The organism is Leptospira fluminis, assembly GCF_004771275.1.
In the GTDB taxonomy this organism is placed as follows: Bacteria; Spirochaetota; Leptospiria; order Leptospirales; family Leptospiraceae; genus Leptospira_B; species Leptospira_B fluminis.
This window is the reverse complement of the sequence record NZ_RQEV01000017.1, coordinates 166,693-193,043: the sequence shown is the minus strand read 5'-3', so window position 1 is coordinate 193,043 and position 26,351 is coordinate 166,693. Positions and strand designations below refer to the sequence as shown.

At 46.3% G+C, this 26,351-nt stretch carries 23 protein-coding genes; 10 read left to right on the top strand and 13 right to left on the bottom strand.

Features of this window, described 5'->3' with window-relative positions; all coding sequences use genetic code 11:
- The first annotated feature begins 262 nt into the window (after positions 1-262).
- Positions 263-2,797, top strand: coding sequence for a methyl-accepting chemotaxis protein (locus EHO61_RS16375; protein ID WP_246032192.1), 2,535 nt, complete (start codon positions 263-265; stop codon positions 2,795-2,797).
- A 67-nt stretch (positions 2,798-2,864) separates the two neighbouring features.
- Here EHO61_RS16375 and EHO61_RS16370 read toward each other — a convergent pair whose 3' ends face one another.
- The 3 genes from EHO61_RS16370 to EHO61_RS16360 form a co-directional block, all read right to left on the bottom strand.
- On the bottom strand, positions 2,865-3,224 hold the full coding sequence (locus EHO61_RS16370) for a PilZ domain-containing protein (RefSeq protein ID WP_135814647.1): 360 nt from the start codon (positions 3,222-3,224) through the stop codon (positions 2,865-2,867).
- An 867-nt stretch (positions 3,225-4,091) separates the two neighbouring features.
- Positions 4,092-4,931 carry an SDR family NAD(P)-dependent oxidoreductase gene (locus tag EHO61_RS16365; RefSeq protein WP_135814628.1) on the bottom strand — a complete coding sequence of 280 codons (840 nt, stop codon included), beginning with the start codon at positions 4,929-4,931 and terminating at the stop codon, positions 4,092-4,094.
- A gap of 34 nt (positions 4,932-4,965) precedes the next feature.
- A complete protein-coding gene (locus tag EHO61_RS16360) occupies positions 4,966-6,417 on the bottom strand; it encodes a flavin-containing monooxygenase (protein WP_135814627.1) in 1,452 nt (483 codons plus the stop codon).
- A 249-nt stretch (positions 6,418-6,666) separates the two neighbouring features.
- On the opposite strand from EHO61_RS16360, the gene EHO61_RS16355 reads away from it, so the two are divergent.
- Complete coding sequence (locus EHO61_RS16355) at positions 6,667-7,578, top strand: DMT family transporter (RefSeq protein WP_135814626.1); 912 nt, start codon at positions 6,667-6,669, stop codon at positions 7,576-7,578.
- Positions 7,579-7,659: 81 nt separating this feature from the next.
- Here the strand turns inward: EHO61_RS16355 and EHO61_RS16350 are convergent, their stop codons facing one another.
- Positions 7,660-8,067, bottom strand: a complete 408-nt coding sequence (locus EHO61_RS16350) for a hypothetical protein (RefSeq protein ID WP_135814625.1) — start codon at positions 8,065-8,067, stop codon at positions 7,660-7,662.
- A gap of 344 nt (positions 8,068-8,411) precedes the next feature.
- Here EHO61_RS16350 and EHO61_RS16345 point away from each other — a divergent pair, with 344 nt between their 5' ends.
- The 3 genes from EHO61_RS16345 to EHO61_RS16335 all read left to right on the top strand — a co-directional run bounded on the left by EHO61_RS16345 (position 8,412) and on the right by EHO61_RS16335 (position 11,118).
- Positions 8,412-8,774, top strand: coding sequence for a VOC family protein (locus tag EHO61_RS16345; protein WP_135814624.1), 363 nt, complete (start codon positions 8,412-8,414; stop codon positions 8,772-8,774).
- Between the two features lie 300 nt (positions 8,775-9,074).
- The gene (locus EHO61_RS16340; RefSeq protein WP_135814623.1) at positions 9,075-10,148 is read left to right on the top strand and encodes an NAD-dependent epimerase/dehydratase family protein; all 1,074 of its coding nucleotides are present in this window, start codon (positions 9,075-9,077) and stop codon (positions 10,146-10,148) included.
- 652 nt (positions 10,149-10,800) lie between these two features.
- Positions 10,801-11,118: a phasin-related domain-containing protein gene (locus EHO61_RS16335; protein ID WP_135814622.1), complete on the top strand. Its 318-nt coding sequence runs from the start codon at positions 10,801-10,803 to the stop codon at positions 11,116-11,118.
- Between the two features lie 129 nt (positions 11,119-11,247).
- Here EHO61_RS16335 and EHO61_RS16330 read toward each other — a convergent pair whose 3' ends face one another.
- Entirely contained in the window at positions 11,248-12,048 is an 801-nt protein-coding gene (locus EHO61_RS16330) for an SGNH/GDSL hydrolase family protein (RefSeq protein WP_135814621.1), read from the bottom strand.
- 431 nt (positions 12,049-12,479) lie between these two features.
- Between EHO61_RS16330 and EHO61_RS16325 the strand changes: the two genes are divergently transcribed.
- On the top strand, positions 12,480-12,851 hold the full coding sequence (locus tag EHO61_RS16325) for a hypothetical protein (RefSeq protein WP_135814620.1): 372 nt from the start codon (positions 12,480-12,482) through the stop codon (positions 12,849-12,851).
- Positions 12,852-13,014: 163 nt separating this feature from the next.
- The gene (locus EHO61_RS16320; protein WP_135814619.1) at positions 13,015-16,350 is read left to right on the top strand and encodes an efflux RND transporter permease subunit; all 3,336 of its coding nucleotides are present in this window, start codon (positions 13,015-13,017) and stop codon (positions 16,348-16,350) included.
- A 109-nt stretch (positions 16,351-16,459) separates the two neighbouring features.
- Here EHO61_RS16320 and EHO61_RS16315 read toward each other — a convergent pair whose 3' ends face one another.
- The 3 genes from EHO61_RS16315 to EHO61_RS16305 all read right to left on the bottom strand — a co-directional run bounded on the left by EHO61_RS16315 (position 16,460) and on the right by EHO61_RS16305 (position 18,422).
- On the bottom strand, positions 16,460-16,951 hold the full coding sequence (locus EHO61_RS16315) for an SRPBCC family protein (RefSeq protein WP_135814618.1): 492 nt from the start codon (positions 16,949-16,951) through the stop codon (positions 16,460-16,462).
- Entirely contained in the window at positions 16,938-17,285 is a 348-nt protein-coding gene (locus EHO61_RS16310) for an ArsR/SmtB family transcription factor (protein ID WP_135814617.1), read from the bottom strand. Before EHO61_RS16310 ends, EHO61_RS16315 begins: the two co-directional genes overlap by 14 nt.
- 180 nt (positions 17,286-17,465) lie before the next feature.
- Complete coding sequence (locus EHO61_RS16305) at positions 17,466-18,422, bottom strand: spermine/spermidine synthase domain-containing protein (protein WP_246032191.1); 957 nt, start codon at positions 18,420-18,422, stop codon at positions 17,466-17,468.
- Between the two features lie 235 nt (positions 18,423-18,657).
- On the opposite strand from EHO61_RS16305, the gene EHO61_RS16300 reads away from it, so the two are divergent.
- Together EHO61_RS16300 and EHO61_RS17375 are read left to right on the top strand one after the other, a co-directional pair.
- Complete coding sequence (locus EHO61_RS16300) at positions 18,658-19,059, top strand: hypothetical protein (RefSeq protein ID WP_135814616.1); 402 nt, start codon at positions 18,658-18,660, stop codon at positions 19,057-19,059.
- A 77-nt stretch (positions 19,060-19,136) separates the two neighbouring features.
- A complete protein-coding gene (locus tag EHO61_RS17375) occupies positions 19,137-19,673 on the top strand; it encodes a helix-turn-helix transcriptional regulator (RefSeq protein ID WP_246032190.1) in 537 nt (178 codons plus the stop codon).
- A gap of 4 nt (positions 19,674-19,677) precedes the next feature.
- On the opposite strand, the gene EHO61_RS16290 is transcribed toward EHO61_RS17375, so the two are convergent.
- From EHO61_RS16290 to EHO61_RS16280, 3 genes are read right to left on the bottom strand one after another with little or no spacing between them, the layout of a single operon-like run.
- Entirely contained in the window at positions 19,678-20,964 is a 1,287-nt protein-coding gene (locus EHO61_RS16290; RefSeq protein WP_135814615.1) for a tetratricopeptide repeat protein, read from the bottom strand.
- Between the two features lie 38 nt (positions 20,965-21,002).
- Positions 21,003-21,722, bottom strand: a complete 720-nt coding sequence (gene mtnC, locus EHO61_RS16285; protein WP_135814614.1) for an acireductone synthase — start codon at positions 21,720-21,722, stop codon at positions 21,003-21,005.
- Between the two features lies 1 nt (position 21,723).
- A complete protein-coding gene (locus EHO61_RS16280) occupies positions 21,724-23,106 on the bottom strand; it encodes an MFS transporter (RefSeq protein WP_135814613.1) in 1,383 nt (460 codons plus the stop codon).
- A 238-nt stretch (positions 23,107-23,344) separates the two neighbouring features.
- Here EHO61_RS16280 and EHO61_RS16275 point away from each other — a divergent pair, with 238 nt between their 5' ends.
- The gene (locus tag EHO61_RS16275; RefSeq protein WP_135814612.1) at positions 23,345-24,226 is read left to right on the top strand and encodes an alpha/beta hydrolase; all 882 of its coding nucleotides are present in this window, start codon (positions 23,345-23,347) and stop codon (positions 24,224-24,226) included.
- 59 nt (positions 24,227-24,285) lie between these two features.
- Here EHO61_RS16275 and EHO61_RS16270 read toward each other — a convergent pair whose 3' ends face one another.
- Both EHO61_RS16270 and EHO61_RS16265 read right to left on the bottom strand, forming a co-directional pair.
- The gene (locus tag EHO61_RS16270; protein WP_135814611.1) at positions 24,286-25,122 is read right to left on the bottom strand and encodes an amidohydrolase family protein; all 837 of its coding nucleotides are present in this window, start codon (positions 25,120-25,122) and stop codon (positions 24,286-24,288) included.
- 143 nt (positions 25,123-25,265) lie between these two features.
- Positions 25,266-26,288: a hypothetical protein gene (locus EHO61_RS16265; RefSeq protein ID WP_135814610.1), complete on the bottom strand. Its 1,023-nt coding sequence runs from the start codon at positions 26,286-26,288 to the stop codon at positions 25,266-25,268.
- Positions 26,289-26,351: the final 63 nt, after the last annotated feature.

The window sequence follows — 26,351 nt, the reverse complement described above, 5'->3', positions numbered from 1 at the left end:
CACCCCGACCAGCCTTTTCTCCGAGTTGAATTTATACAGGGTAAGTTGTCCCTGCGTATGGTCCCGGATTTGGGTGAATAAAAGTCTCTTTCAATGGATAGAATTCGCATTTCATCTTAGGTTATGCGAATCCCGCTGGGTTTGAAGAAAGTGTAGCTTAAAAAAGTGTCCGTTAAAACGTAACTAGGCTAAAAATGAATTCGGAACAGGGATGTTATCCTATGAAGTTTTACTTTCAATATTTGTTTGAGCAGGAGTAAGTATGCAGATTGGAAAGCTAGATACTATCGGCAACCAGGTGGATATTCCCGAAAATACTACTCTCGTTAGTACAACCGATATTTATGGAAAAATAATAGAAATAAATCATGATATGCTCATGTTTAGCGGATTTTCTAGAGAGGAGGTGATCGGAGAAAATCATAATATCATGCGGCATCCGGAAATGCCTAACACGGTATTCAAAGAAATGTGGGCAGCGATTCTTTCCGGAGATCCTTGGAATGGAGTTATCAAAAATAAGCTAAAATCCGGAAACTATTATTGGGCGTACATGACCGTTACCCCCGTTTTTGATTCGTATGGGAAAAGAACCGGTTTTACGGCCGTAAGAATAAGGCCGACGGAAGAACAGATAGTCGCAGCAATTAAAAGATATAAGGATAAAAAAGGGGCTAAATTTGATATTCAGTGGATATTAAATCCGACGAAATTTTTACAAAGATTTCGAATCAAGACAAAACTTCTTTTTATACTTCTATTAATGGCGATTGCTTTGGGATCATTGTCATTAAAAATTATTCTAGATATAAACGAGGAATATTTCAATTCGATTTCGAGGTTGGAGGGAAGTGAATATAATCTGAAGCTTGCGGAATTGATGAGGCTAACCGCAAAACACAGAGGACTTCTGGGAAGGTTCCTGAATGGCGAAAGCGCTCTTTTGCCGACAATTACAGAAATTGAAAATGAAATGAATTCAAGATACAAAGAATTCGAACTCCTTAACGAAACCGCCGGAAATAAGTTTCACACTTTCGAAAAAGGAAAATCGGTTGTAAGCGAGTGGGAGAACTTGCGAGACAATAATCGTAAACTTACGTATAGGGAAAGTTTCTCGAGACACGTAGAATTGATTCGCTTAATATTGGATTTAGACAGCGCGGTCGGAGTGGCTTCCGGTCTATTTATAGATTCGGGAACGGATACGCATTTCATGGTGGACGCTTCGGTGTCAAAACTTCCGAATCTTGCTGAAAGCCTCGGGCAGTTGCGGGCGTATATTTCCCCGCTTCTCGTAAAAGGGGAGAGCATACCTAGTTCAGATAAATTAAAGATTAAGGAATTACTCGGCTATGCAGGCGGGTCTTTTGAAAATCTTTCGAAGAATTTCGAATATATAATTCAATTTAATCCGGATGAAAAGGAGTTTGTATCGGGTTATGCCGATACGACCGAAAGAATAAATAAAATCACGGCTCTTATTTCAACGGAAATAGTCGATACCGAACGACCTACAATAAAATCAGGGGAATTTTTCGATCCAATAACCGAATGCATTGATAGCGTATTTGCGCTTAATCAAAAGGTTGCGTCAAGTCTCGCTCGGAAACTAAGAATAAAGGCTGAGAGATCGAAAAAAGAAGGACTCATCACCGCTTCTTCCGTGATTTCCATTCTAGGGCTTTTGATTTTATTTCAGTTTCTGACTATAAAAAGCATATTGGATGTTATTAGAGATAGTACAAATAAGATACGGCAGATCGTAAGAGGAGGAGGGGAGTTAAAGGAAAATCTGGACTATGGAATCAACGACGAAATCGGCGGACTCCTGAAGTGGATGGGAGTTTTTATTCTGAATTTTACTGAGATAATATTTCTGCTACGGCAGGTTACGGGAAAGCTTACAGTTAAGTCAAAAGACGCAGCGGAACTTGTTAGAAAATATTCCAACGCCACCCAGGACCAAGCCGCCTCGTCCGAAGAAACCTCGGCAGCAACGGAGGAACTTACGGCGTCGGTAGAAAGCGTCCTTGGAAGTCTTACGATTGAATCGGGACATTTGAAGGAAATAGAAACTATAGTAATTCAATTCCGCTCCGCTATGAAGGAGGTAGAGGAAGCGATGCAAGAAATGAAGCGGTTAACGGAAGAATTTTCAACACAAGCAGCTTCAGGAATGTTAAGTTCGAGAAAAACTTCAGAGTCGATTCATGAGGTGAATCAAAAAGCATCTCGTATTGACGAGGTCGTGGATATTATAAATGAAATATCCGAGAAAACAAATCTACTTGCTCTGAACGCCGCGATTGAGGCTGCGCGTGCGGGCGAAATGGGAAAAGGATTTGCGGTAGTCGCGCAAGAAATCACGAAATTAGCGGATCAAACGGCTCAGAATACGAGGAATATCCTTTCGCTTACTCTTGAAACAAAAAAAGCAATCGTAAATAGCGTTCAGATGGTGGAAGGAATGGAAAGCAGCTTTAACCAACTTTTGAATAATATTTCTAAGGTACGCGATGCGGCAAGTTTGGTGAGTAATGCGAAAGAAAAGCAAAGTCGCGATGTGGATAAGATTGTAAATTCTATTCAGATGATAGTTGAAAATTCACATCAAATACTTGATGCAGCAAACCAGGAAAAGATCGCGGCGACGGAAATATCTAAATCAATCCAAGTTATTACAACCGGGACTCAGACGATAGCCGATAGTTCATTAACTCTTCTTGAAAATTCGAACGATGTGGAGCAAATAGGAGAGAATCTTCAGCAGGTAATCAATACGTATAAATTCTGAAACTACTCATGGAATATATAAATTTGGGAATGAGGCATCTCTATTTAGGACTGGAATCGATTTGATATTAATCGACGATGAATCCTACGGGCATGGCAAACATGGTCAAATAATCCGGCAAAGAGATTTTGACTGAAAATCTTATTCCGATAAGAAGTTTTTCGATTTCGTCATGAGAGATAAATTCCTTTCTGACAATCGATCCTTCAAAATGAAATTTTCTTTTTTCATCCGGACTTATTACATATCCGGAAATATTAGCTCCAGTGAATATTCTTTTTTCATCCGACATTTGACCAACAATGCCCACGCCTAATTCGGATATATCGAATATAAATCCATTCACTCCGATTTCGTCGATTTTGGCTCGAATTTTAAATTTGCATATTTCCTCGGAAAAATATCTGTCTGCTTTTCTACGCTCCATTACTTTCCATCCCCACCAAAGAGTCCGAACGGTGCTTTCGATTCGCGTACCGATTGCTTTCATGGTCCATGAATCGATCCACAAACCTAATTTCGTATTTGTTAGTAGACTTTAAAAAAGCGGAAAAAACGATAAATCGAACCGATTTCACGAAAGAAATCGCGTTGAAAAATTCATTCTTATTCGCGGTTTTCCCGGAGTCGCAATCAATCTCTACAAGTCTAAGTTCCTATAAGAAATCTCCGGCCGCCCCTCATTCGAAAGAGGGAGAACCGATATGGAGAAAATTTTGATTTTATCTTTTCGAAATAGCAAAATCCTATTCAATCTCCTTTTTTAACCTTGCTTGTAAGTAATCACGGTTTGCACGCAGAATCCGATCGATTCGCTTGCAAAACTCCCGTGCCGGACTCCGACTGGAAGACGGATTCCCCTTCTTCCCAAGGATTTCATGACGATAAACTTTGTCTTAGTTTGAAGGAGGTTTTCGAAAGCGGGGAAAATATCCACAGTGTCTTAGTGGAGCGGCGTGGAACACCGGTCGTTGAGATGTATCTTACGGTAAAGGATAGATCCATGGCTCACAACTCGAGGTATTCCTATGGCATACGCCGGATTAAGATTGAAACCTCGAGATATGCTGAAGATCGGCAGACTCATCAATCAAAACAGAACATGAAAGGGTAAGTTTTTGGTCTCCGCATCTTGGGTTGAAGATTCTATTTGTCCTCATATCACAACGGATATAGATCTCACTTGCGTGATTACTGCCGGGGACTAGGAGACCCGGATATCCAGAAGACCGTGAGTAAGATCTTCTCGGATATTCTGGGCTCTTTGGAAAAGTAATCCTGCAGTGACCCGAATCTATCGCATTCTTCTTAAAAGTAGTTTTCCCACTAATACTTGATAGGCGCCGGGAAAGATGCGCTGCATAAGATCGGCAAAGCCGGCGTCCGGGCCGATCAGGACCCTTCGGGAATTTTTCCGAACTCCTTTTAAGATCATGGACGCAGCTTTCTTCGGAGTCGTAATAAATTGAGCGGCCATCTTGTCCTTGGCATGACTCGGATCCAAGCCTAAAGACTTTAGGCTTTCGTTAATCTGAGAACTCTTTGCAATAGCGGTTTGGATCCCTCCCGGATGCACGCTGGTAGCCGATACCCCGCATTTCATAACATCCAATTCCTGTCTTAAAGTTTCAGTGAATCCTCTGACTGCGAATTTGGAAGCGTTATATGCGGAAGTTCCTGGTACGGCGATGATGCCGAATACGCTGGAAGTGTTGATGACATGTCCTTCTCCGCTCGTTTTCAAATAGGGAAGGAAGGCTTGGGTTCCGTGAACCACTCCCCAGAAATTGATGTCGATGACCCGTTTGAAATCCTTTTCTTCAAATCCTTCGATCGTCGAACCGAATGCGATTCCAGCATTATTGAAGATCAAATTTACTTTACCGTGATCCTTCGCTGCTTGGGAAGCCCATTGAAATACGGCGGAACGATCAGCCACGTCCAGCTTTTGATTCGTAATGATAACGCTATTATTCCGATTCTTGACGATCCGAACGGTTTCCGCCAATCCGGATTCGTTCACGTCGGATAATGCAAGATGACATCCTTGTTCCGCGAGTTGAATCGCAAGTTCCCTTCCCATTCCCGAGCCGGCACCGGTAATTGCGGCTACTTTGTTTTTAAAATTTTTCATTCAGTTTTCCTTTTTGCTTCGTAAGGTTTCCGTTCTATCCGAAGGAAAGATTGGAATCTTTTATGTCCGCGAAATTTATATCGAATAAGTCCATTATGTAATTTTGATGGAATCTCCAAGGCCTGCGCGCTCCCCTCGTCGGGAATTTGTCTAAGGATCTTCGGATGTACCCCGAATTCAGGTCCAGGATAGGCTCTTTTACCATTCCGGATTCATCGCAAATAGGAACGCATTTGGAATAACCGTTTGAATCCATGTGGTTCAGGAGGCGAGATACGTAGGTGGAAGTCAGATCCGCCCTCAAGGTCCAGGATGCGTTCGTATATCCTACACAAAAAGCGAAGTTGGGAATGTCGCTTAACATGAGGCCCTTGAACGTGTACGATTTGGAGATATCCACAGCCGACTCGTTTACCGTTAAACGAATTCCTCCGACCGCTATCAGATCCAAACCGGTCGCGGTTACGATAATATCCGCCTCCAATTCCTTACCCGATTTCAGTTCGATCCCGCGAGGAGTAAAAGTTTCAATCTGATCGGTGACGATGGAAGCTTTTCCTTTGGAGACGGCCTTGAATAGATCCGAATCCGGAACCAGGCAAACCCTTTGGTCCCAAGGCTGGTAACTCGGTTTGAAATGAGTGTCCACTTCATAGCCTTTCGGAAGAGCCGCTTTCAGTCGGGCTCGGATCAGCCATTTCGCCAGGTTAGGCGATCTCTTACAAAGCTGATAAAACCAGATCTGTATTAGGATATTCTTAACTCGAGCGATGTGATGGGCCAATTTTGCGGGAAGAAGAAACCTTAGTATGTCCGCGACTATGTCTTTGGACGGCAGGCTCGTGATATAGGTCGGAGATCTTTGCAGCATCGTAATATGTGCGGTTTGGTCCGCCATGGAAGGCACAAGGGTTACGGCAGTCGCACCGCTTCCGATCACCACCACTTTCTTTCCGGTATAATCCAGATCCTTTGGCCAATGCTGGGGATGGATCAGTTCGCCTTTGAACTTCTCGATGCCCGGGAATTTAGGAGTGAATCCCTTTTCGTAATTGTAATATCCGCTGCAGATGTATAGAAAGCTCGCGGTATAAGTTCGCTTCTCCTTTTTTGGACCGACTTCGACCTTTATCGTCCATCGTAGATCCTTGTCGGACCAGGAGGCGGAAAGAACCTTATGTTCAAAGCGGATATTCTTATCGATGCCGAACTCTTTCGCTGTGTCCCGTACATATTTCAAAATGGAAGGGCCGTCGGCGATCGCTTTCGCTTCTCTCCAGGGGCGAAAAGAATATCCTAAAGTGAACATGTCGGAATCGGAACGAATCCCCGGATATTGAAATAGGCTCCAAGTCCCGCCTATGTCGGATCTACCTTCTAGAATCGCGTATTTCTTGCCCGGACAGAATTTTTGCAGATGGTAGCCGGCGCTGATCCCGGAGAGCCCCGCACCGACGGTGATCACGTCGAAATGTTCTTTGGTCATGTTTCTATCATATTCGAAATAGGAATGGATTCGTCTGATCTTATAATCCGCAACCAAAAATATCGTCCGGAATCATAAGATCAGACTTCTTTTCGAGGGAAGAGCGGAGGGCTCCGTTTTGTAAAAAAGTTTGATGACAAACTATGAGCTTTCTCGACCTTAGTTCCGATCGGCCGGAATTCAGGGAATTTTTGCCAAATCCGGAGATAAATTTAGACTTAGAGACGACTATAAATCGGTCCAATCGATATGCAATCCATCAAACCTTACGTTTTTCTGGTATTTTTCTCTCTGATCACGGGTACGACATTCCATGTCGCGAAGGAAGCGCTTTCCTTTTTTTCACCCAGCTTGGCGGGAGCGCTTCGTTTCGTCTTGGCTACATGCTTTTTGTTTTCATTCGTCTTTCTCACCAATAGAAAACTATTGAAGGTGGATCGACGGACCCTGATCGTGTTCGTCGCTCTCGGAATCATAGGGGTTTTCGGATTCAATTTCTTTTTCTTTATAGGAATGAAGAAGGCCTCTCCCATGAATGCGGCGATCGTAGTCGCGGTCGCGCCCGCGATCGCAATTTTTCTCTCTTACTTTCTTTTGAAAACAAAGATCAAGTTCCAGCACTATCTGGGGACCCTAATTTCCTTTATCGGAGTCATGCTGGTCATTTCCGACGGAAGCATAAGCGCCTTTATCCAAGCTTTTCATGGAGAAGGAATTTTATTTATTCTTACCGCGGCTACTTGTTGGAGTTTTTATTCGGTAGGAATGAAGAAATTTATTCCGGGCGTTTCCACGATTCAAACGACCGCATTTACGGCCTTATTCGGGACGATCGCATTGCTGGTCTTAACTCTGATCAACGGGGATTGGAACGTGGAATGGAAAAAGGCTCCCGGTTCCGCTTGGTCCGCCATCTTATACATGGCGGCGTTGAGTACTTTCGTAGGATATCTTTGTTGGAATTACGGGATCCAAGCTGTGGGTCCGGACAAGGCGGTCATTTTCGGGAACCTGATTCCTGTCATCGCCATGTTGACCTCTTGGATACTAGGCGAAACTCCGAACGTATTCGATCTATGCGGGGCATTTTTGGTCATCTTCGGAATCTATATCGTGAACTCGAAACTGGGCTTCGTCAAAATGAGTTACGAGAATTCGTAACGTTTCCATAATATATCAACGTCCGAAAGGAAAACGATTTCCGCCTTCCGGACATTCATCTTTGTATCGAGTGGAAAATTCTCACATATTGCAGAATGGAGGCGGATTGTTTGCCGGATTTCTGACTCTCGAATAACAGCTGCTGCTTCCTTGCGAAGTCAGACCCAAAAGTTGCCATTGAGTGACGGGATATTCGGCAGTGGAAGAGCCTCCTTTTTGCCAGTCGAATTGATAAATACCCTGGTTTTTCGTTTTTACGATCAATCCTTTCGTAACCGATTGCGATTCCTTGAGGCAGGAAATTACGGAATTATTGTGTATAATCAACCATCCGATCGGGTTCGGACTCGGATCCTGTTGGCAACCGAAATCCAAGACCCAATTTCCGTTTAGAAGGGTTTGGGATTCGTCGACTTTGGTTTTTTCCTCTTTGCAGTTGAAAATGCAGGCGGAAATCGCCAGGAATAAGATTAGTGTGATTTTTCTCACATAGTTCTCCTATAGGAAATAATATATTTTCACATAAAAGAGATGGAATATTTTAATATAGTCAAATTATTTTTTACTATAATTTGATAAATAATTTTAACATTCAAGAATATGAATTCAGCGGAATGCCGGAAACTTTGGAGCATCGATAGATGTTGGTGAAGGCGTTTTTGAAAATTCGATTTAAGTATTGGTTTTGAGAGTTTCTTGAAATTCTAATTTCGAAAGAATTTTAGGACATGATCAAGTATTCGTGTTTCTCCGGAATTTTTAAACGATAGGGAATCGGGCTTGTAAGATTTCTTTTCTATCTTAGATATTCGCTAATTGTATTAGGAGGATTTATGGCGAACTTTGCGGTTTGGTTTGATATCCCGGTTAAAAACATGGAAAGAGCGATCGAGTTTTATTCGAAAGTATTCGAAATCGAATTAACGATGATGGAAGGGGCACCTAAGAAATACGCGGTATTTCCGTATTCGGATGGTAGCGTTTCCGGAGGTCTCGTCGAAGACGGAGATAAGGTAGTCGATAAAGGCTCGCTTTTGTATCTAAACGGAGGCGAAGATTTGTCCAAGCCCTTGAATCGAGTCAAAGATGCCGGCGGAAGCGTTCTTCAGGAAAAGACCTCGATCGGACCTAACGGCTTTATGGCGATTATCCTAGATTCCGAAGGAAACCGTATCGCGCTTCACAGTATGAAATAACGAATCGCGCACTGACCTGATTTCTCGAAGTGCCCGCGAGGGATGCGCAGGGCTTGTCCAACACGCGGGATTGTTAAATGAATTATGAAGACGATCCGACCTGCGTGTTGGATGAGCGGCTCTCCGCGAACCCGAAGCAGCCCGTCCCGTAGGGCGCGGCCATAACATTGATTCAATTTTTACTTTACAAAAGCGAGCGAATGCTCACTATTTGGATTATCTTTTTCTCTAATTTAAAATCGCATAGAATCGGGACGCGAATCTAAGTCGTCCTTCGCTTATTATAAGAGGTCTTCGGAGATGCCTAAAAAAGTTTTGGTAACCGGCGGTAGCGGATATATCGGGAGCCGACTGGTTCACGAGTTGTTAACGGAAGGAAACGATATCGTTCATACGACCGTTAGAAATATCGGGAATTTCGCAAAAACGCAGCCGTTAATGGAATTGCAGAAAAAATTTCCGGACCGCTTGAAAATCTTCGAAGCCGATCTGCTGAAATTGGAATCCTTCGGCTCCGCGATGAAGGATTGCGAAATCGTGTATCATGTCGCTTCTCCTTTTTTGCTTCCGGAGAAGATCGTCGACGGGCAGAACCAAATGCTCGTCCCTGCCTTGATGGGAACGAAGAACGTATTGGATTCCGTTAACAATACTCCTTCCGTATCCAGAGTCGTTCTTACTTCCACGGTCGGCGCAATATTCGGAGATTATATCGACGTATTCGATATGAAAGATCGGATTTTATCGGAGGAATATTTCAATACCTCAAGCAATCTTGAGAACCAGCCGTATCATTATTCGAAGGTTATGGCGGAGAAGCTCGCATGGAATATGTTCGAGGAACAGAAACGCTGGAGCATGGTCGTGATCTGCCCGGGTTTGGTCTTGGGACCCTCGCTTACTTCCTCGTCCGAGTCCGGTAGTCTTTCTCTTATGGAAGAACTGCTGAAAGGATATTTCTTTTACGGTGCCGCAAATCTAAGTTTTACTATAGTAGACGTTCGCGACCTTGCTATCGCGCATATTAGAGCGGGCGAAAATACGAACGCGAAAGGGCGTTTTATATTGGCCCATAAAGAGATGTCTTCCCTCCTGGAAATGGCAAACGCGATTCGAAACGTCCATCGACGCCCGTATTTGCTGCCGAAGTTTCAAGTGCCGAATTGGGCGGCCATGTTGGTAGGCCCGTTTTTCGGATTGAATCGGGATTTTATGAAAAAACATTTTGGAATACGGTTTTTAACGGACAATAAGCGAAGTATCGACGAGTTGGGGGTCAATTACAGACCGGCTGAGGAAACGTTCGTCGATCATTATACTAGTTGGACCGATCAAAGGGCCAAAGGAGTAGGTTCGAAAGTTTCGTCGAATTAGGAAAAATTCTCCGGCGAACTTCCGAATCCTGATCGAGTCCGCCGCCTTATTTCCGATCGATATCCCTTTTTTGGAGCTTACGTTTTTCGGCCGCCACAAATCCGTAATGCATTCCGAAGAAGGCTAAGATGCCGACTAGGAAGCCGAAAACTTGAAATAGAAACTCATCCATACAATAATGATTCAACAGTTCTGTTCGGACTTTTTTTCAAGAGCGGTCGGAAACGGAGCGAATTTTAGAGAATCTCCGTCCGATTAGGGTGAATTCATTTTTATTCTAACTCGTCCGCTCTAGAGAAATCCGTCGAGAACGGATTGATCCGGTAATTCTCATGCTCGGGGGCTTGCGTGATGTTTATCGGTTTCCCCGGAATTCGTTCTTATCATTCCCGTACCATCTAACGCGCGAAATGCGTACATTTTCCTTACTTTTCCGTTATATCTTCGTTTCAGATATAAAGTTTATCGATAAATCATCGAATCTGAAAGGAATCATTCGGATACTTTGTAGTCGTTTTTGTTACACTCATTCTGTCTTTGATTTGTTAAATGAATTGAATTCATTCCCGATTTTTCGTTCGGCCTTCAAATTTTATTGACCACTCTATCTAAACGGATTATAAACTCAGAATCTTAAATTCGGAGGATCGAAATGGCTCTTGAAATGATGACACTCGTAAATGCGGGAATCGGAATCGTTCGGACAGGACAAGCGGAGGTGGACAAGACGAAAGCGTCTATGACCAAGAAATTCGAGGAGTTGGTCGCAAAAGGTGCTTCAGACAGCAGCGAATCTTCCGTCCGGCTCCGGGATTTAGCTACGAAAATCGTCGATAGCGTCGTCCAAACGAATACGACTATCGAAAAAAATTGGACGGATATCCGTTCCAAATTTTCCGAATCTTTTCAAAGGATCAGCTCGAAGGAAGGAGCCATTCCTCAACAAAAGATGGAAAAGAAGAAACCGTAGACATAAGTCTTCGAAGATAACCAACGCGTATATGCCGCTTTCCGCGCGGCATATATCTACTTTCCTTTTTTCGAATATTTTACTTCCGTATCGTAGGATTTTTCCGAACGGGAGGAGAACGTTTCCGTCTTAAATGGAAATCTCGCAGTTTTCCCTCAGCTTTTCCTTAATCTGAAAAGAGATGTTCCCGTTGTAATGTATGGAATCCAACATTAACGACGCCGGAGCGGATTCTCCCGGTCCCACACCGAATAAGGGCATCGGATCATAATAGCAAGTGTGTGTTAATGATTTAAGATAGGTCGCTATTTGCGAGTTCGTATAATCCTTAACGGAATTAATTCCCTGTAATCTTGTAGGGTGTACGCCTACGACTGCAACCTTTACGTTCGGCCACCGGCTGCGAATTTTCGACACGAGCCTGATCGTCGTTTTGACGCTGTCGTCCGCACGGATTCCGTGCAAAAGTCCGTTTCCGTCCGCGCTCGAAATGACGAAGTTTTGCGGGTTCGGAGTCTTAATCGAGTTGAACTGAGTGATCGCGTCGCATGCGGTATTGCCTCCCACCGCTACGGAGAACGTGGTTTCGGGATTTAGAAAATTAGGATATTGGCTTGCTATGTCGATCGTAGAGTCGATTCCTATGATGGTCTGGAAATTACGCGTCTCAGAAGAAATTCTTCCGTAATTTGCAGGAAGCGGCCAAACTAGATTCGTAGTAATGTAGGTCTTCGTGCACTCGTCCGGGGTTAACGCTATCTGATCGGCGATCAGATACATGATGGCGGCATTTCGAATCGGGTTGTCGACTGTGTCGGAGGAACTCGATCTATCTATCGGAGTTTGGAGTGTGATGTTCTGGCAGGCAAATACTCCGATAAAAACCAGGAACAAGAGCGTATATTTTTCAAGCGGTCGTAGGTTTGACATTTGGTCCTCCTCGGTTTCTTTTTATCGGTGGAACCATCAACCTCTACAGCTTAGACTTTTGTTCTCTTATACTTTCCAAAAATTTAAAATTATTGTATGCAATCTAATTTAGACTCCGGTTGAGATCGGATATTTTTGTAGACCTTCGTTTATCAACGAGAGCATGTTCGACCTTCTTCTAATTACTTTATATATCCGAAGGTATAGAATTCACCGGACCAAAGGTTAACGTTATTCGCCTCCGGTCGAAAAAAGGCTAAGGAAGATTTCGGAGTATTCCTTGAGAGGTGTCTCGTAAGCCGGGATCGATGGGGAAAAATCTCCGTCCCTTAGAGGATGTTAGGTGCGAACCTTGCGCCTTCCTTCACTTCCACCGGCTCATACGGTCCGAAAAAGGCTTGCACGGATTTGACCTGTTCAAAATGTAGAAAATGGTGCAAAGAATCTTTTTACAGAGGGTGATAATCGTTCTACTCGCGACGATTACCCTGTGTCCGACGAAGCAGGACGGAGTCGCGGATTTGACCCTGATCGGATTGGACCAGGGGGAACCGCCTTTTGCCGCGAATTCTGAGGTCGCCAAGAGCCATTCCGTAGAGTCGATATCGGGAGAACATTCCCGTCATTTTGCCTTTTCTTTCAGAAATAGATTCGATTTTATGGACTATTTCTGCGAGGTCCTGGTCGGATCGGATTCTCTCGAAACCCTTCGTCATTTTTGTCCCGTTCTCTTCAGCTCTTATTCGTATACCCGTCTTATTTCCTCTCTTCTTCTGAACATCCCCCCTCCGGTTGCGATTTAATCTCTTTGATACAAAGGGGAAGGGTGCATTCTTATCATCGATAAAGGATCGTTTTCCTTCCAGCGAAAGGGCCGGATCCTAGGTTTTTCGATCGGGCGCTTGGAGCTATATTTTTAATTTTTATAATGGATCGAAAGTTCCTTTTATAGTTTGGTAATTCGAGATGAAGATCATAAACAGCGTTGTCGAAGCGGCTCTTACTCATAGGCTGCTTGCGTTGGTGGCGGGAGTCGCCGCTTTACTTGTGGGAATCTGGTCCTGGATCGATATCAGGAAAGAAGCCTATTCGGATATAGCGGACACTCAGGTTCGCTTGGTCGCCAAGTTTCCCGGTAAGGCGACGTTGGAAGTCGAAGAAAGGGTGACGATGCCGATCGAAAGGGTATTGCACTCCACTCCGAACGTAATCGTTCGTAGGTCCAGAACCATCAACGGACTGGTCGTGTTTCAATTCGTATTCGAAGAGGGAACGGACGATTACTTCGCCAGGATGCGCTTGATGGAAAAAGTTCGGGATGCTACGATTCCGGAAGAAGTGAGTCCTACGCTGGCTCCCATGAGTTCCCCGGTGGGAGAAGTTTACCGTTACGTCGTCGAATCCACGACGGGAACCCATACCCCTATGGAGTTGCGTAGCATTCAGGACTGGATCGTCATGCCTAAGATGCTCCAGATCTCCGGAATCGCAGACGTCGTGACCTTCGGAGGATTGCCGAAACAATTCCACATCGTAATGAATCCGGAAAGTCTGATCCGTTACCAGGCGACCGTCTCCGACGTGATCGAAGCGGTCCAGAATAACAACTTGAACACCGGGGGAAACTTCCTATTACAAGGGGAGCAGTCCCTGCCGATCCGATCTTTGGGAGCCATCCGCGACATCAGTCAGATAGAAGATATCGTAGTAAAGAATCTGAACGGGGTCCCCGTTTTCATCAAAAACATCGGAACTGTGGAAGTAGCTCCGCCCATACCGAGCGGTATTTTAGGTTATACGATTCAGAACGACCAGGAAGGATTGATCGACGTGGATTCCGCCGTTCAGGGACTCGTGGCGATGAGACGTTGGGTGGAACCGAACGCTTTCTTGGAAAGAACCAGGGCTAAGGTTCAAGAGATCAACGAAAAATACATGCCGCACGGAACCCGTCTCCGCACTACTTACGACAGAGGGGACCTGGTCCAATACACTCTTAGAACCGTCGGTACCACACTGCTCGAGGGGATCGCCGTAGTCAGTTTAGTGGTGATTTTCTTTATCGGGAGCATTCGAGCTTCCCTCGTGGTGGTCGCGACGATACCGTTCGCACTTTTGTTCTCCTTTACGATGATGAACGCATCCGGAATTTCCGCGAGCTTACTTTCTTTGGGAGCGGTGGATTTCGGCATCGTGGTGGATAGCGCCGTGGTTATGGTGGAAAACATCATGCGCCGCTACAAGAATGCGACCGAGCAGGAAAAGCAAAAGGGAATCATCCGATTTACGATGGATTGCGCTTCCGAGGTTGCGACGGAAATTCTCTTTGCCATTTTGATCATCATACTCGCTTACCTTCCGATCTTCTCCTTCGAAAGGATAGAAGGAAGGCTGTTCAAGCCTATGGCCTTTACGCTCTCTTTCGCGATTTTCGGGGCCCTATTGTTCACAATGACCATCGTTCCGGTTCTGATGTCGTACTTCTACAGAACATATTTCGAATCGAAGAATCCCGGTCCGATCGAATGGCACAATCCGATCTACCATTGGATCGAAACCACGTACGAAAAAATCGTACATTTTTTGGTCGTGAGATCCAAACGGGTCGTGGCCATCGCATTTACCACGGTAGGCGGACTTTTGGTCGTAGGCTTCATGACTCTCGGAACGGAATTCCTGCCTTCTCTCGACGAGGGCGGATTCACTTTAAGGTTGTACTTCCCGGTAGGTATCTCCTTGCCCGAGGCGAAGAAGTTCGTTCCTAAGGTTAGAAAGATCATTTATAAAAACGAGATGGTCGAAACGATTCTTTCCCAATACGGAAGGAACGACGACGGTACCGACCCCCTGCCTCCGAACCGGTTGGAAGTTTACGTCGGATTAAAAGACTATAAAATGTGGAAGGAAAAGATCACGAAGGAGCAACTATTGATCCGAATGCGGAACGAGCTCGAAGAGGGCTTGCCGGGGGTCAGAGTCAGTTTCTCCCAGCCGATCATGGACAACCTTTCGGAAGCCATCATGGGAACCATCGCGGATTTGGCCGTCTTCGTATCCGGACATGATATGAGAATCATGCGGGATTTGGCGGACCAAATCCTTAAGATCGTGTCCGAAATGAAAGGCGCCAGCGAATACGGGATCGAACAGGAAGGACCTGCTCCTCAGCTTGTGATCCGCCTCAAGCGGGATGTAGCGGCCAGATACGGAATCAACGTGAACGATATCCAGCAAGTGATAGAGGCGGCGGTAGGGATGGAACCCATCAGTTATCTGTACGAAGGACCTATGGATAGTCCTCCGAAAGAGCGTGCCCTATTCGGAATCGTTGCCCGTTTTGCCAAGGATTACCGCGAATCGGCCAGGGAGATCGCCCGAATTCCGATCATTTCTCCCAATGGAGAAAGAATTCCGCTCTCCGAATTGTCCGATATAACACAAGAGGATTCCCCCACGATGATCTTCCGTCAGGACGGTAAGAGGACGGTTACGGTGCGTCTGAACGTTAGGGGAAGGGACCAAGGAGGTTTCGTCGCCGAACTTCAGAAAAGGGTCCAGAAGGAAGTGAAATTCCCGGAAGGTTACGAGGTGAAGTACGGCGGCCAATACGAGAACCTGGCCCGGGTCGGAAAGCAATTGGCGATCGTAATTCCATTAACGATCGGGATTATTTTCGGTCTGTTGTATCTTCTTTATAGGGATCTCCGTTCAGTATTCGTAGCGCTTTCCTGTATCCCTCTTTCCCTAATCGGAGGGATCTATGCGCTTTTGATTCGCGGGTATTATTTCAACGTTTCCGCCGGAGTGGGATTCATTTCCCTTTTCGGAATAGCGACGATGGCGGGAATCCTTTTCGTTTCTAAAGCGAATCATTATTTACACGGTCAGGTTGCCGGGGTTCCGAAGATGAACGTCATGGACGCGGCGACCGCTTCCGCAGTCAGTCAATTGCGTCCTCGTTTGATGACCATGCTTCTGGCTCTCTTGGGTCTGATTCCGGCAACTATGGCGACCGGGGTGGGATCCGACGTCCAAAGACCTTTGGCTACCGTAATGGTGGGAGGTCTGACATCGGCTTTATTTTTGGTGCTAACGGTTATGCCGAGCCTTTACATTCTGGTGATGCGAGGAAGAGAGGAAAAGCAGGCTAAGGTTCTTTCCACTTCGGATGTTTCCCTATTCCTTCATCCGGAAGCGTTAGGAGATGATAACGAATCTAACGTCGATACTAGAACGAGCCGCTCCATCCAAACGAACCGTAGGTCTTCCGGGACATTAAAGAAAAGTAAATCCAAAAAATGATTCCGGCCGTCTCGCCGGATCTTCGGTCAGCGGGGATAACCCGTACAGGATCGGAGGAAGGTCGTCTTAAATCCTCGAATTTTAGACGACCTTTTCTCCGATTGGAGATTTAAGCCTTTAGGGTCGTTTTGCAAAGTTCTATAAGCTGGTCTAAGGCTTTTCCCCAACCGTCGTGAAAGCCCATATCCTCGTGTTTCTTTCGGGTTTCCTCGTCTTTATGGCGAGCTAGAACCTTGTATTTGGTTCCCTGAGGCAGCTTTTCAAGCGTGAGAACGGCCGTAAAAAAACCGTTAGGGGAAGGGCTGTATCCCGGCTGAAGCATATCCGTCCAAATCAACCTTTCGTTTTTCACGATTTCCAAATAGCAACCTATGTTCGGGAAATCCTGTCCTTCCGGCGAACGCATAACCGTTCTGAAAATTCCGCCCGGCGTTAAATCGATCTCGCAATCCACCGTTCTCCAAGGGGCAGGGGTAAACCACTTTACGACGTGTTTCGGATCGGTCCAAGCGGACCATACGAGCTCTCTCGGGACGTCTATCGCTCGTTCGAAGACCAAATCTTTGTTTTTATCGGGCTGAAAATAATCATGTGCCGTCATTCTGTTTCTCCTTTAAATCCATCAAGTAACCGTCAAGTTGGTTGAGCCGTTTCTCCCATAGAGTTCTCTGGCGCACGAACCACCGTTCTCCCGCGTATAGGGATTTGCCGGCGAGTTCGTACGTCCGTACGCGACCTACTTTTCGAGATCTGACCAAAACGCAGTTTTCCAAGACGTCCAAATGCTGCATCAGCGAAGGAAGGGCCATATTAAAGGGCCTTGCTAATTCCCCGACCGAGGCAGGACCCGTGCTGAGACGTTCCAATACGGAGCGCCTAGTCGGATCCGACAACGCATGGAATAGGTTATCGAGACGTTTACTTTTGTTAGGCATTCGCCTAAGTATATCACGGATTATAACTTAGGTAAATACCTAAGTTATAAAAAAATCGAAAATCGGACATACGGAAGGATTCGATCCGCCGGAAACGGCTTTTTTATTATTCGGAACGACGGAGAGGGAAGGTTTCGGAGGGTTTCAGAGCCGGAAATCCGAATGATGAGGGCTTGGGACCTACTGGTTATCCTCTTTGGGATACACTTTGATCGGTTTGTTGTCTTCTATCACCGTTCCCGGTCTTCGCAGGTTCGATTGCAGATCCTTGGGCATGCTTTTCATTCCTAGGAAATTTTGTCCGCTAAAGGATCTGAGTTTATTCGTCAAACCCCGTTCCAGAATCCTATGTTCCACTTCCTCGGGACTCAGTTCGGAATTCTCTATGTGATCCGACGCGATGAGAAATCCCCAATTCGTATAAAAGGAAGGTATAAACGTAGAATAACTGGTGACCCGGGAAAAGGCGCTCGAAAGGGTTCTATAAAGGACCGCGTGCTCCGACCAATCCAAGGGAGTGAGTTCGAAGGCTTGGACCGCGACGATTCCGTCCGGAGCGAGTTTGGATTTGCAAAGAGCGTAAAACTCCTTCGAGTAGAGATTCAAAATCGGTTCGAATTCCTCCTGCATCCTTTCGGTGAATCCGGAGGTAAGATCGATGATGATCACGTCGAACAGATGAGACGTATTCTTCAGATACTCCTTTCCGTCGATCAGCGCCAGTACCGTTCTGGGGTCGTCAAAGGCCCCCAAATGCCAGTGGGGCATATTCTGATGGAAGAACTCGACTAACTCGGCGTCTATGTCCACCATTACTGCCAGTTCCACGGATTGGTATTTCAAGACTTCCCGTAACGTGGCGCCTTCTCCGCCGCCGAGTATCAGAACCTTTTTCGGATTCTCGTTGGAGATCATGGCGGGATGGACTAAGGTCTCATGATAGATGTGCTCGTCCATTTTGGCGGATTGTAGTTCTTCGTCTATGATTAGAACTTCGCCTATCGCAGGCAATTCCAGCAATTCGACTTCCTGGAATTTCGTCTTTTTTTTGAATATGGATTTTCTCTTCCGGTAAAAATGCAGTTCGTTTTCGTCGTAATAATCCTTAACCCACTTGCCGTCGCTTATGATCATCATATAAAATGATTGTATCGGATACGAAACGCATGTCAATGAGTAGAAGCCACCAATGTGGTAACTACTCATTCCAAATCGGAAATAAAGGAATGATTTTTGAAGAAAAGGAACAAGAACAATCGACTAAGGTTTTATTTTGTAGGAAATCGTAAAGTTCTCTGTCGTAAAAAGTCGGAACGATTTTCTTTTAAGAATTGACTTAAGGATTCCGCATCTTCTAAACTTTAAACCCGTTATGCGATCGACAGTTTCCAGCGTGGAAAGCAAAAAGAAGAACAGATTTCGGTTTCTTCGCGCTTTCACATTCGTCGTTCTACTTTATTCCGTCGGAATGGACGCCGTCATCGATAGTATCGATATTTGGAACGGAAATTATACGATAGTCGGTCGAGATGCAATTCAACTCAAGAGTGCAAGGCATACTATCCGAGGGCACGAAGGGTTATTTACCGGATCCTATTTCGAAGTCCAAACAAAAGGCGAGTTCCACGACAAATCCCTTCCGAGTTTCGGATTCGAATTCTTTTCGCCCAAATCGTTCCTGTATCATCGGGAAAGGAGGGATTCTCTCCTTCTTTTTCCGATGTTGCGTTCCGCGTTATTGTCCTTGCCTCCTCCGCAATTCGAATCGACTTAAATCGGTCCGGTGTCCTCCGGACGTTTCTTCGGAAAGATATTTTGATTCGGCGATTTTCGCCATTTGCGACGAAGGAAATGAGAGTATTAAATATCGGTAATTTTAGAATCCTTTTTGTTTTCGTTTATATCGTTCTCTTTTTTACGTGGGTTTTTGCGGAGCTGTTTTCTCTCCACGGAATTCTTGCTTTTCGTTCTTTGGATTCGATTCGCTCCGAATCCGTCGAGATTTTGTTAGCCTCGATCGGTTTACTCGCTTTTATCGGTTTGTTTTTGGAACTGAAGAAGGCGAAGTTACGGATTAGGGAGGCCGAGGAAAGTCTTCGCGCCTATAAAAATCGATTGAGCCTTCCCGGCGGAAAGAAGATAGGAGAGGAATTTTGGCGCTCGATCAAATTGCAATTTTATGCTTGGGGGCTTTCTCCATCCGAGGAGGAGATTGCAAAGCTGATGTTAAGAGGTTTTTCCAATCAGCAAATCGCGGCGAATCTGCAAAAGAGCGTTCGAACGATAGAGAACCAATCCTTTTCCATCTACAAAAAATCCGGCATGACCGGTAAGTTGGAATTCATCGCTTATTTTATAGAAGCGCTTCTTCCCGAAGAGGAGGATTAAGGTCTTAGTCCCCTCCTAAATCCTTTTCCATGATTAGAATATCCCGATCTCCGGGAACGTTCTTCGGTTTGTATTGTTTATAGGACTGGATTGCGCTCAAGGCCTTCTTCCGAAAGAATGCGGCTTCGGGAGCAATAGTGGTGGAACGAATTCCTCCCGAAACTTCCAGAAAGCGTTTTGCGTTCATGAGGGCGGTAATTCTGTGGATCCGATAATCCGTCTCGTTATCCGTACGGGCTTCCTTTAACAGTCGCTCCGCGATTTCCCAGGATTTGTCCTGCTTATTCCGTAGCGAAGCCGACTCCTCCGGAGAGGATCCGGTTCTTTGCTGTACTTTTTTGGGTGTGTAGGCGAGGTAAAATTTATAAAAGGTTTCGGCGCTTCTCACTAAAAGTTCGTAGTCGGAACGGGAAACCTGAAATCCGGATCGAGCCACTTCCTCCGCCCGGTAAAGTTCTTCAGGAACCCCGCTCCCTTTAAGGAAGCTCGGGGACTGTTCCGATTTGCAGTTCAAAAAGGAAACGTATTCCCTCGCGAACCGGATCATGTCCTGATCCGATTCGAATCTCCCTCTTTTTTTCCAAGCGGACGCGAATTCTGCTCCGGCGCTCATGGGTAAAATTCCGGAACAGGTTGCTGCACCTTGGGGATCGGGGGATTCGTTTAAATACAGTATTCCTAATCGATAATGTGCGGTAGGCGAGGAAGGATCCAAACGGATCGATTTGCGGTATGCTTGGATCGCTTCCGGGACTTCGTTTCTCGCGTAATGATAGTCCCCTTTTTTCCGTTCCACCAAGGCGGGGCCCGTTTGTTCCGACGATAAGGGATAGGCTACGGAAAGAACCTTTTCTTTCGCGATTCCCAGATAGCCGATCCCTCGCAATTGCTTTCCGATGAATGCGGTTTGAAACACCGATTTCACTTCGATCTGCCCCACGATATTTCCGTCCTTAAAGGTTTCGTGATCGAAGTCTTTTTCTATGAGATACAGGACCTGTCCCGGACGGATTCCCGGATCGTAATGCACTTTCACCGTTACGATATCCGGGCGGATATCGTAACCGAGTTCCAGGTTCTTGTACTGTCCTTCGTATTCGATGGGTTTTACCTTATCGAACATCATCGTTTCTCCGATCAGAATCATCTTTTCTTTTCTGGGTTTGTCGTCCTGTTTGGAACTTTTCGGCATTCCCGGATCGCGAAAGGCGTAAATCACTTCTTTGGCTTGGGGTGTTCCGAAGGCGAGAAAAAGGGACGCGAGGATCGGAAAGGCTCGGAACGGAGTCATAGTACGAATTTCGGTAGGCGGCGCGGATCTCTTCAGTATTAAGTTCCGATAAAATCCGGCGGAACGTCGTCGAAAGTCCTTAAAATCGGAAACTGGTGCGAGCCTTGGGGCAGATTGCCGGGTCTTTCCATTATAAAAGGGCGGATTCCGACGGAGATTGCCGCCTCTGCTTCCTCTTTTATGTCCGTAAAGAAGACGATTTTGCCCGGGGAAACCGCCAGCTTGTCCGCGATCGCAAGATAACTTTGGGGTTCCCGTTTTCCTCCCACTTCCGTATCGAAATAGGAGCGGAAGTAGGGGGTCAGGTCTCCCGCTTCACAATATCGAAAAATGAGCACCTGGGCTTCCACACTTCCCGAGGAGTAGACGGCGGCCGACTTTCCGGCGTTCCTGATTTTGCCGAGGAAGCGAGGCACGTCGGAGAAAATGGTACTCTTTAACTCTCCCGATTCGTAGCCGCGTTTCCAGATTTTTCCCTGTGTCTCCTTCAACGCTCCTAACTTTCGATCCTTGGATACCAGATAGGAGCAGAATCTCGAAAGACTTTCCGGATTTTTTTCCAGCGGCCCGTCGAACTCGGTTTCCTTTTCCGAAGCGATTTTGAATTCTTCGAATCGTCTTTCTTCCGGGAATTGTTCCCGGAAGAAAGATAGAAAATTGGAGTCGGAGTAGGGAAAGAGCACTTTGTGGACGAATTCGATAGGCGTGGTCGTGCCTTCTATATCGAATAAAAAAACGTTCGGAGTTTCTTGCTTCACTTCAGGAAGTCCTTCTTTTTTTTCGCGTTTCTTCGGTCAGGATCCTATGTACGCTTTCCTCGTCCTTTCGGAAATTCGAGAGAATGATACCCCAAAGCAGGGAACAAGGAATCCAGAATAGAACCGCTATCGTAAAAGCGGTACTCCGATCCGCTACGAATCCCAAAATGATCGCGGCCATCGCCGGGCCGAGGCCTTTGCCTAGATCATCCGTCAGATTGTAGAGCGAAAACATCGCTGCACGATTTTTAGGAGGATTGACGTTCATGATTAGAGCACGTACGTTCGGGCCGGTTACGGAAATGATGAAACCGGTCGCAACATTGATCCATAAAAAGCTAGGGTTCAGAGCCTCGCGTCCCGCATGCAATAGATAGACGCTCGGAGCGGTTCCGACGAGCACCATCACCGCGCAGAAGATCGGCATGGAGCTCTTATTTCTGTTGTACAGTTTTTGGCCGATGACTCCGCCGAAGAACGTGCCCGCAAAGATGCCGATGGCGGCGAACGTCACCAACCCGGCGGCGCTCGCTTTCGGGATTCCGTAATCATGTTCGTAGAAGTCGGCCAGAAAGGTGAAGAACACTCCCCAGGGGACGCAGCCAGGAATTCCTTGCAGAAAGATTCCTATATTCGTTTTGTTGGCGAAAAGAATTTTTATATCCTGCCATGTTAAACGGACGTCCGATTCGGAGGAAGTGTCCGTCTGCATAAATTCCTTTTCCGATCCTCCTCTCCGGGGAACTTCGCAAAACAAAGCGTAAACGGCCATGAACAAAAAAGAAGGGGCAGCCATATAAACGAAGCTGAGTCTCCATCCGTTTTCCGGATCGCTTTCCCCTAAAATTCCTCCTACGAGTTGACCTACACCCACGCCCAAGCCCATCGCTAAAGAAAGATAACCGGAGGCAGTGGAACGGGATTTATCCGTAAAATAATCCCCTAAGATCGAAAAGAGGAGAGGAAAGCTCCCGCCTAAACCGAATCCGGTCAAAGTTCTTAGAAGTAAAAATTCATCGTAAGAACGTGCCAAGCCGGAAAGCAGGCAGGGAATTTCTCCCAACAACACGGTAGCGACGACCAAAACTTTCCGGGAATACCTTTGGGTCAGATACCCCATGTTCACGGAAACCAAACCGCCTAGTACGAAGAAAAAAATCGGAATTTCCCCGCCCATCTTCCAGTCGATTTCCTTTTGGTTTGAGATTCCGAAGGATCGAGCTATGTTCCGTAAGTTGGGAGAAATCAGATTCTGATCGGCGAATAAAAAGAAAGCCATTCCGAGAATCATCCAAAAAGCCAGGACGGCATTTCCTCCCCGGTCCGCGAGTTCTTGCAGTCCAAAATAACGAAGTTTACTTTTCTCGGAAGGTGGTGGGGGCATCCGGATCTCTCCAATCAAGGGTTTTGCCGTGGGGTTCTTTTTTTGCGGCCTGGATTCTGTACCATGCCCTGAGGGAACCGTCAACGAATACTTTCCGGAAGCGGGTCTAGTTACGGTTCGGATACGAAGAATCAACTTCCGACGAGGCAAATCTGACCTTACGTAATAAAGACTTGACCCGCTCGGAAAGTTTCGATAGCTTCGATCGGAATCCTTTCCAACCCCGGAGTCTTCTTCCATGGCTTATCAGCACAAAGAATTTTATATCCAATCCTCACGCGATAATACTAAGCTATATTGCCAAGCCTGGACCAAGCCGGATGCCAATCGAGTAATGGTGATTAACCACGGATTCGGAGAACATAGCGGTCGTTATAACAACCTATTAAACTATTTTAAAGACAGCGATATCAACTTTTACGCATTGGATATGCGAGGACACGGTAAGTCCGACGGAAAACGCGGGCACGCGGATACGTTCGAGCTGTTTGTGGACGATTTGGCCGATTTGGTTCAGGAAGTTCGTCGCCGGGAAAAGAAAGATAAGATTCTACTTTTGGGACATTCCATGGGAGGTGCGGTCGTCATTCGATACGCTTTAGAAGGAATCAACCAAGATTATCTTTATGCGGTAGTGGCCTCCGCCCCCGCTTTGAAAATTCCGGCGAACGCTTTCCAGAAGATCCAAATCGCCGCCGCCGGTTTCTTGCGTAAAATTTCTCCTGCCACCACCTTGGATGCGAATCTAGACATCAATCTGTTGAGTCATGACCCTGAGGTAGTCAAAGCATACGCCGCGGACCCTCTTGTTCACGGCAAAGTCTCTTTCTCTATGGGATACGAGTTGTTCCAACAGGGCGAGATCGCCAATAAAAAGGCGCCGATCCTGAGGACTCCCATATTGATCCTTCATGGATTAGCGGATCGAATCGCGGATCCCGCCGGAAGTTTGGAATTTTATAACCATCTTGTCTATAAGAACAAACGGATTAAAACCTATCCGAATCTATATCATGAAATCATGAACGAAACCTCTCCGGAAAAGGAAAACGTCCTTAAGGATATCAAGGAATTCGTGGATTCTCTCGTTCCTGAAAAAGCCGGTCAAAAAAAAAATTAAGTCCGCCGCCCCTAAAAAGAAGCGCTCGAGCAAACGTTAAAAGCGCCGAGAACGTCCGGTTATAGACGAAAGACTCTCTGCGCGTTTGAAAAGAGAAAACGCTTCAGGGAAGAATCGGGAAGATCCAGATTTCCGAGCTGGGATGTACATTTCTTGAATTCCAGATGCGGAAAATTCGTGCCGAAAAGCACCTTGCTTCTGCCACTAGTCTTCATGTAATCCAGCAATTGCTTCGGATACTGGGAGGGAAGATACGCCGAGGTGTCTATGTACACGTTTTCGTGCTTCATGCATACTCCGATCATTTCGTCTATCCAGGGAAATCCCATATGGCCGCCCACGATCACCAATTCCGGAAAAGTCAATGCGACTTCGTCTAGGTAAGGCACCGGTCTTCCCGGCTCGGACGGTTTGAGTGGTCCTGTCTGACCTACCTGCGTGCAGAAAGGGATCCCCAGCTCGATACATTCCACGTAAAGCGGATAATAATATTTGTGATTCGGCGGAAGTTCCCAAAGCCAAGGTAGAAGGAATAATCCTTTAAAATTCAGATCCTTGATCGCTCTTCTTAATTCTTTTACCGCTTGTACCGGCCTGTGAAGGTCCACGGAGGCGATGCCGACAAATCGATCCGGAAACCGGTTCGTGTATTCGAAGATTTGATCATTGGTGCAGACCCATTCGCCCGGTCTACACCAGGCACGCAACAAAAGCTTGTCGATTCCCGAACGGTCCATCAGCTCGACGGTTTCTTCCGGTGAGAGACTGGTGTGCGCGTATTTTCCGGAACCGGACCTCTTGAAAAGATAGGATACTTCCGGTAATTTCTGGACCATAGAGACCAGAGCGGGCTGTGCCCAGGCATCGATGATTTTTCCGGAATACGAATTTTCCATTTTTCCGACCTCCGAAAGAATTGAGAAATTTAATTTTATATCAAACTAATTGGCAAGTCAAGGAGGCCGGTAAAAAAAAAGAAGAATTTCTTCCGCTAAAAAGACTGCGCCTGAGAGGCGTGGATCAGTAAAAAACGGACGATTTAGGGGTGTTTTCGGTACGCGAACAGAAAAGAAAGCGTGAATAAAAGTCCTAGAACCGCAACGACTCCCAAGAGGGTTTTTTCCGCGGATATGAAAATCTTTCCGTTCTCTATATTCCGTTCCTGATCGGAAGAAAACGATTCTACCGCTTGTCCTCCGCTCACGGATATGGTCACTTCTTGGCGGGGAGCGGAATAGGCCACCGAGTAAGCCTTTACGTCTTCCGGGACATCCGCTTCCAGCTTTTTGAGATTCTTAGCTCCCACAAAGGAGAGTTCCATATCCTTCGGTTTGGCAAAAACGACCCGTTCCCCGTCGTTCTTTTCGAAGAGGAGTTTGTCTTTAAACGTCACGGACGCCAGATTGCTCGCCGGGATGGAATAGGAAACGTACAACTGGGAAGTCCCCGGCAAAATCGGACGATCCAGAATCCATCCCTGTTTTCCGGGACGAAGTTGGAGCGGGATTCCCATTCCGGCGCCTTGGGTCAATTGGGCGGAAACGTCCGTGGCCTCTGACGGGACGAAAATCTCCAGGGGATCCGCGTCGTTCTGAAAACTGCGGGGTGGAATGGAATTATTATGAAGAATGAATACTTTGAAGGCGATCAACGCGTCCTTAGATCGGGTGATCTGTAACAGGGACTTGGTCTTGATCGAGGATCTGTCCTGGGTCTTTTCATAGACCGTGATTTCCTGGGGTTGTGCCCGCATCATCGGAACAGGAGGAACGATTTTATTGTAATTCACTCCGCCGTACGTGACCTGCAAAAGAATCGGAAGCCCGTTCGGCGCCTCCACTTTCGGTAAGCGGAAACTTCCTCTTACGGGACCTATCTCTCCCACGGAAAGCGGGATCATCTGCTTTTCCAGCGCAAAGGCACGGACCTTTTCCGCCGAGCCTTCTCCTCCCTTTGTGCCGTTCTTGAGAATAACCTGTAATTCCACTTCCTCCGCTTGCAGAGAAAGTACGAATCCACCGAAAACCAGTAAAAGAAACGGGATAAAAAAGGAACGACTCATGCGATCGACTCCATGCTGCCGGATCCCCCTAAAAAGGGAAAGTCTTTCCGATTCCTTCGTCCG

Excerpts from the sequence above, each read along its gene's own strand:
- EHO61_RS16375 (WP_246032192.1), top strand. The coding sequence starts at position 263 with ATGCAGATTGGAAAGCTAGATACTATCGGCAACCAGGTGGATATTCCC.
- EHO61_RS16370 (WP_135814647.1), bottom strand. The coding sequence starts at position 3,224 with ATGGAGCGTAGAAAAGCAGACAGATATTTTTCCGAGGAAATATGCAAA.
- EHO61_RS16310 (WP_135814617.1), bottom strand. The coding sequence starts at position 17,285 with ATGCCTAACAAAAGTAAACGTCTCGATAACCTATTCCATGCGTTGTCG.
- EHO61_RS16365 (WP_135814628.1), bottom strand. The coding sequence starts at position 4,931 with ATGAAAAATTTTAAAAACAAAGTAGCCGCAATTACCGGTGCCGGCTCG.
- EHO61_RS16290 (WP_135814615.1), bottom strand. The coding sequence starts at position 20,964 with ATGACTCCGTTCCGAGCCTTTCCGATCCTCGCGTCCCTTTTTCTCGCC.
- EHO61_RS16360 (WP_135814627.1), bottom strand. The coding sequence starts at position 6,417 with ATGACCAAAGAACATTTCGACGTGATCACCGTCGGTGCGGGGCTCTCC.
- EHO61_RS16340 (WP_135814623.1), top strand. The coding sequence starts at position 9,075 with ATGCCTAAAAAAGTTTTGGTAACCGGCGGTAGCGGATATATCGGGAGC.
- EHO61_RS16330 (WP_135814621.1), bottom strand. The coding sequence starts at position 12,048 with ATGTCAAACCTACGACCGCTTGAAAAATATACGCTCTTGTTCCTGGTT.
- EHO61_RS17375 (WP_246032190.1), top strand. The coding sequence starts at position 19,137 with ATGAGAGTATTAAATATCGGTAATTTTAGAATCCTTTTTGTTTTCGTT.
- EHO61_RS16305 (WP_246032191.1), bottom strand. The coding sequence starts at position 18,422 with ATGATGATCATAAGCGACGGCAAGTGGGTTAAGGATTATTACGACGAA.
- EHO61_RS16265 (WP_135814610.1), bottom strand. The coding sequence starts at position 26,288 with ATGAGTCGTTCCTTTTTTATCCCGTTTCTTTTACTGGTTTTCGGTGGA.
- EHO61_RS16345 (WP_135814624.1), top strand. The coding sequence starts at position 8,412 with ATGGCGAACTTTGCGGTTTGGTTTGATATCCCGGTTAAAAACATGGAA.
- EHO61_RS16300 (WP_135814616.1), top strand. The coding sequence starts at position 18,658 with ATGCGATCGACAGTTTCCAGCGTGGAAAGCAAAAAGAAGAACAGATTT.
- EHO61_RS16325 (WP_135814620.1), top strand. The coding sequence starts at position 12,480 with ATGGTGCAAAGAATCTTTTTACAGAGGGTGATAATCGTTCTACTCGCG.
- EHO61_RS16315 (WP_135814618.1), bottom strand. The coding sequence starts at position 16,951 with ATGACGGCACATGATTATTTTCAGCCCGATAAAAACAAAGATTTGGTC.
- EHO61_RS16335 (WP_135814622.1), top strand. The coding sequence starts at position 10,801 with ATGGCTCTTGAAATGATGACACTCGTAAATGCGGGAATCGGAATCGTT.
- EHO61_RS16270 (WP_135814611.1), bottom strand. The coding sequence starts at position 25,122 with ATGGAAAATTCGTATTCCGGAAAAATCATCGATGCCTGGGCACAGCCC.
- EHO61_RS16280 (WP_135814613.1), bottom strand. The coding sequence starts at position 23,106 with ATGCCCCCACCACCTTCCGAGAAAAGTAAACTTCGTTATTTTGGACTG.
- EHO61_RS16320 (WP_135814619.1), top strand. The coding sequence starts at position 13,015 with ATGAAGATCATAAACAGCGTTGTCGAAGCGGCTCTTACTCATAGGCTG.
- EHO61_RS16275 (WP_135814612.1), top strand. The coding sequence starts at position 23,345 with ATGGCTTATCAGCACAAAGAATTTTATATCCAATCCTCACGCGATAAT.
- EHO61_RS16355 (WP_135814626.1), top strand. The coding sequence starts at position 6,667 with ATGCAATCCATCAAACCTTACGTTTTTCTGGTATTTTTCTCTCTGATC.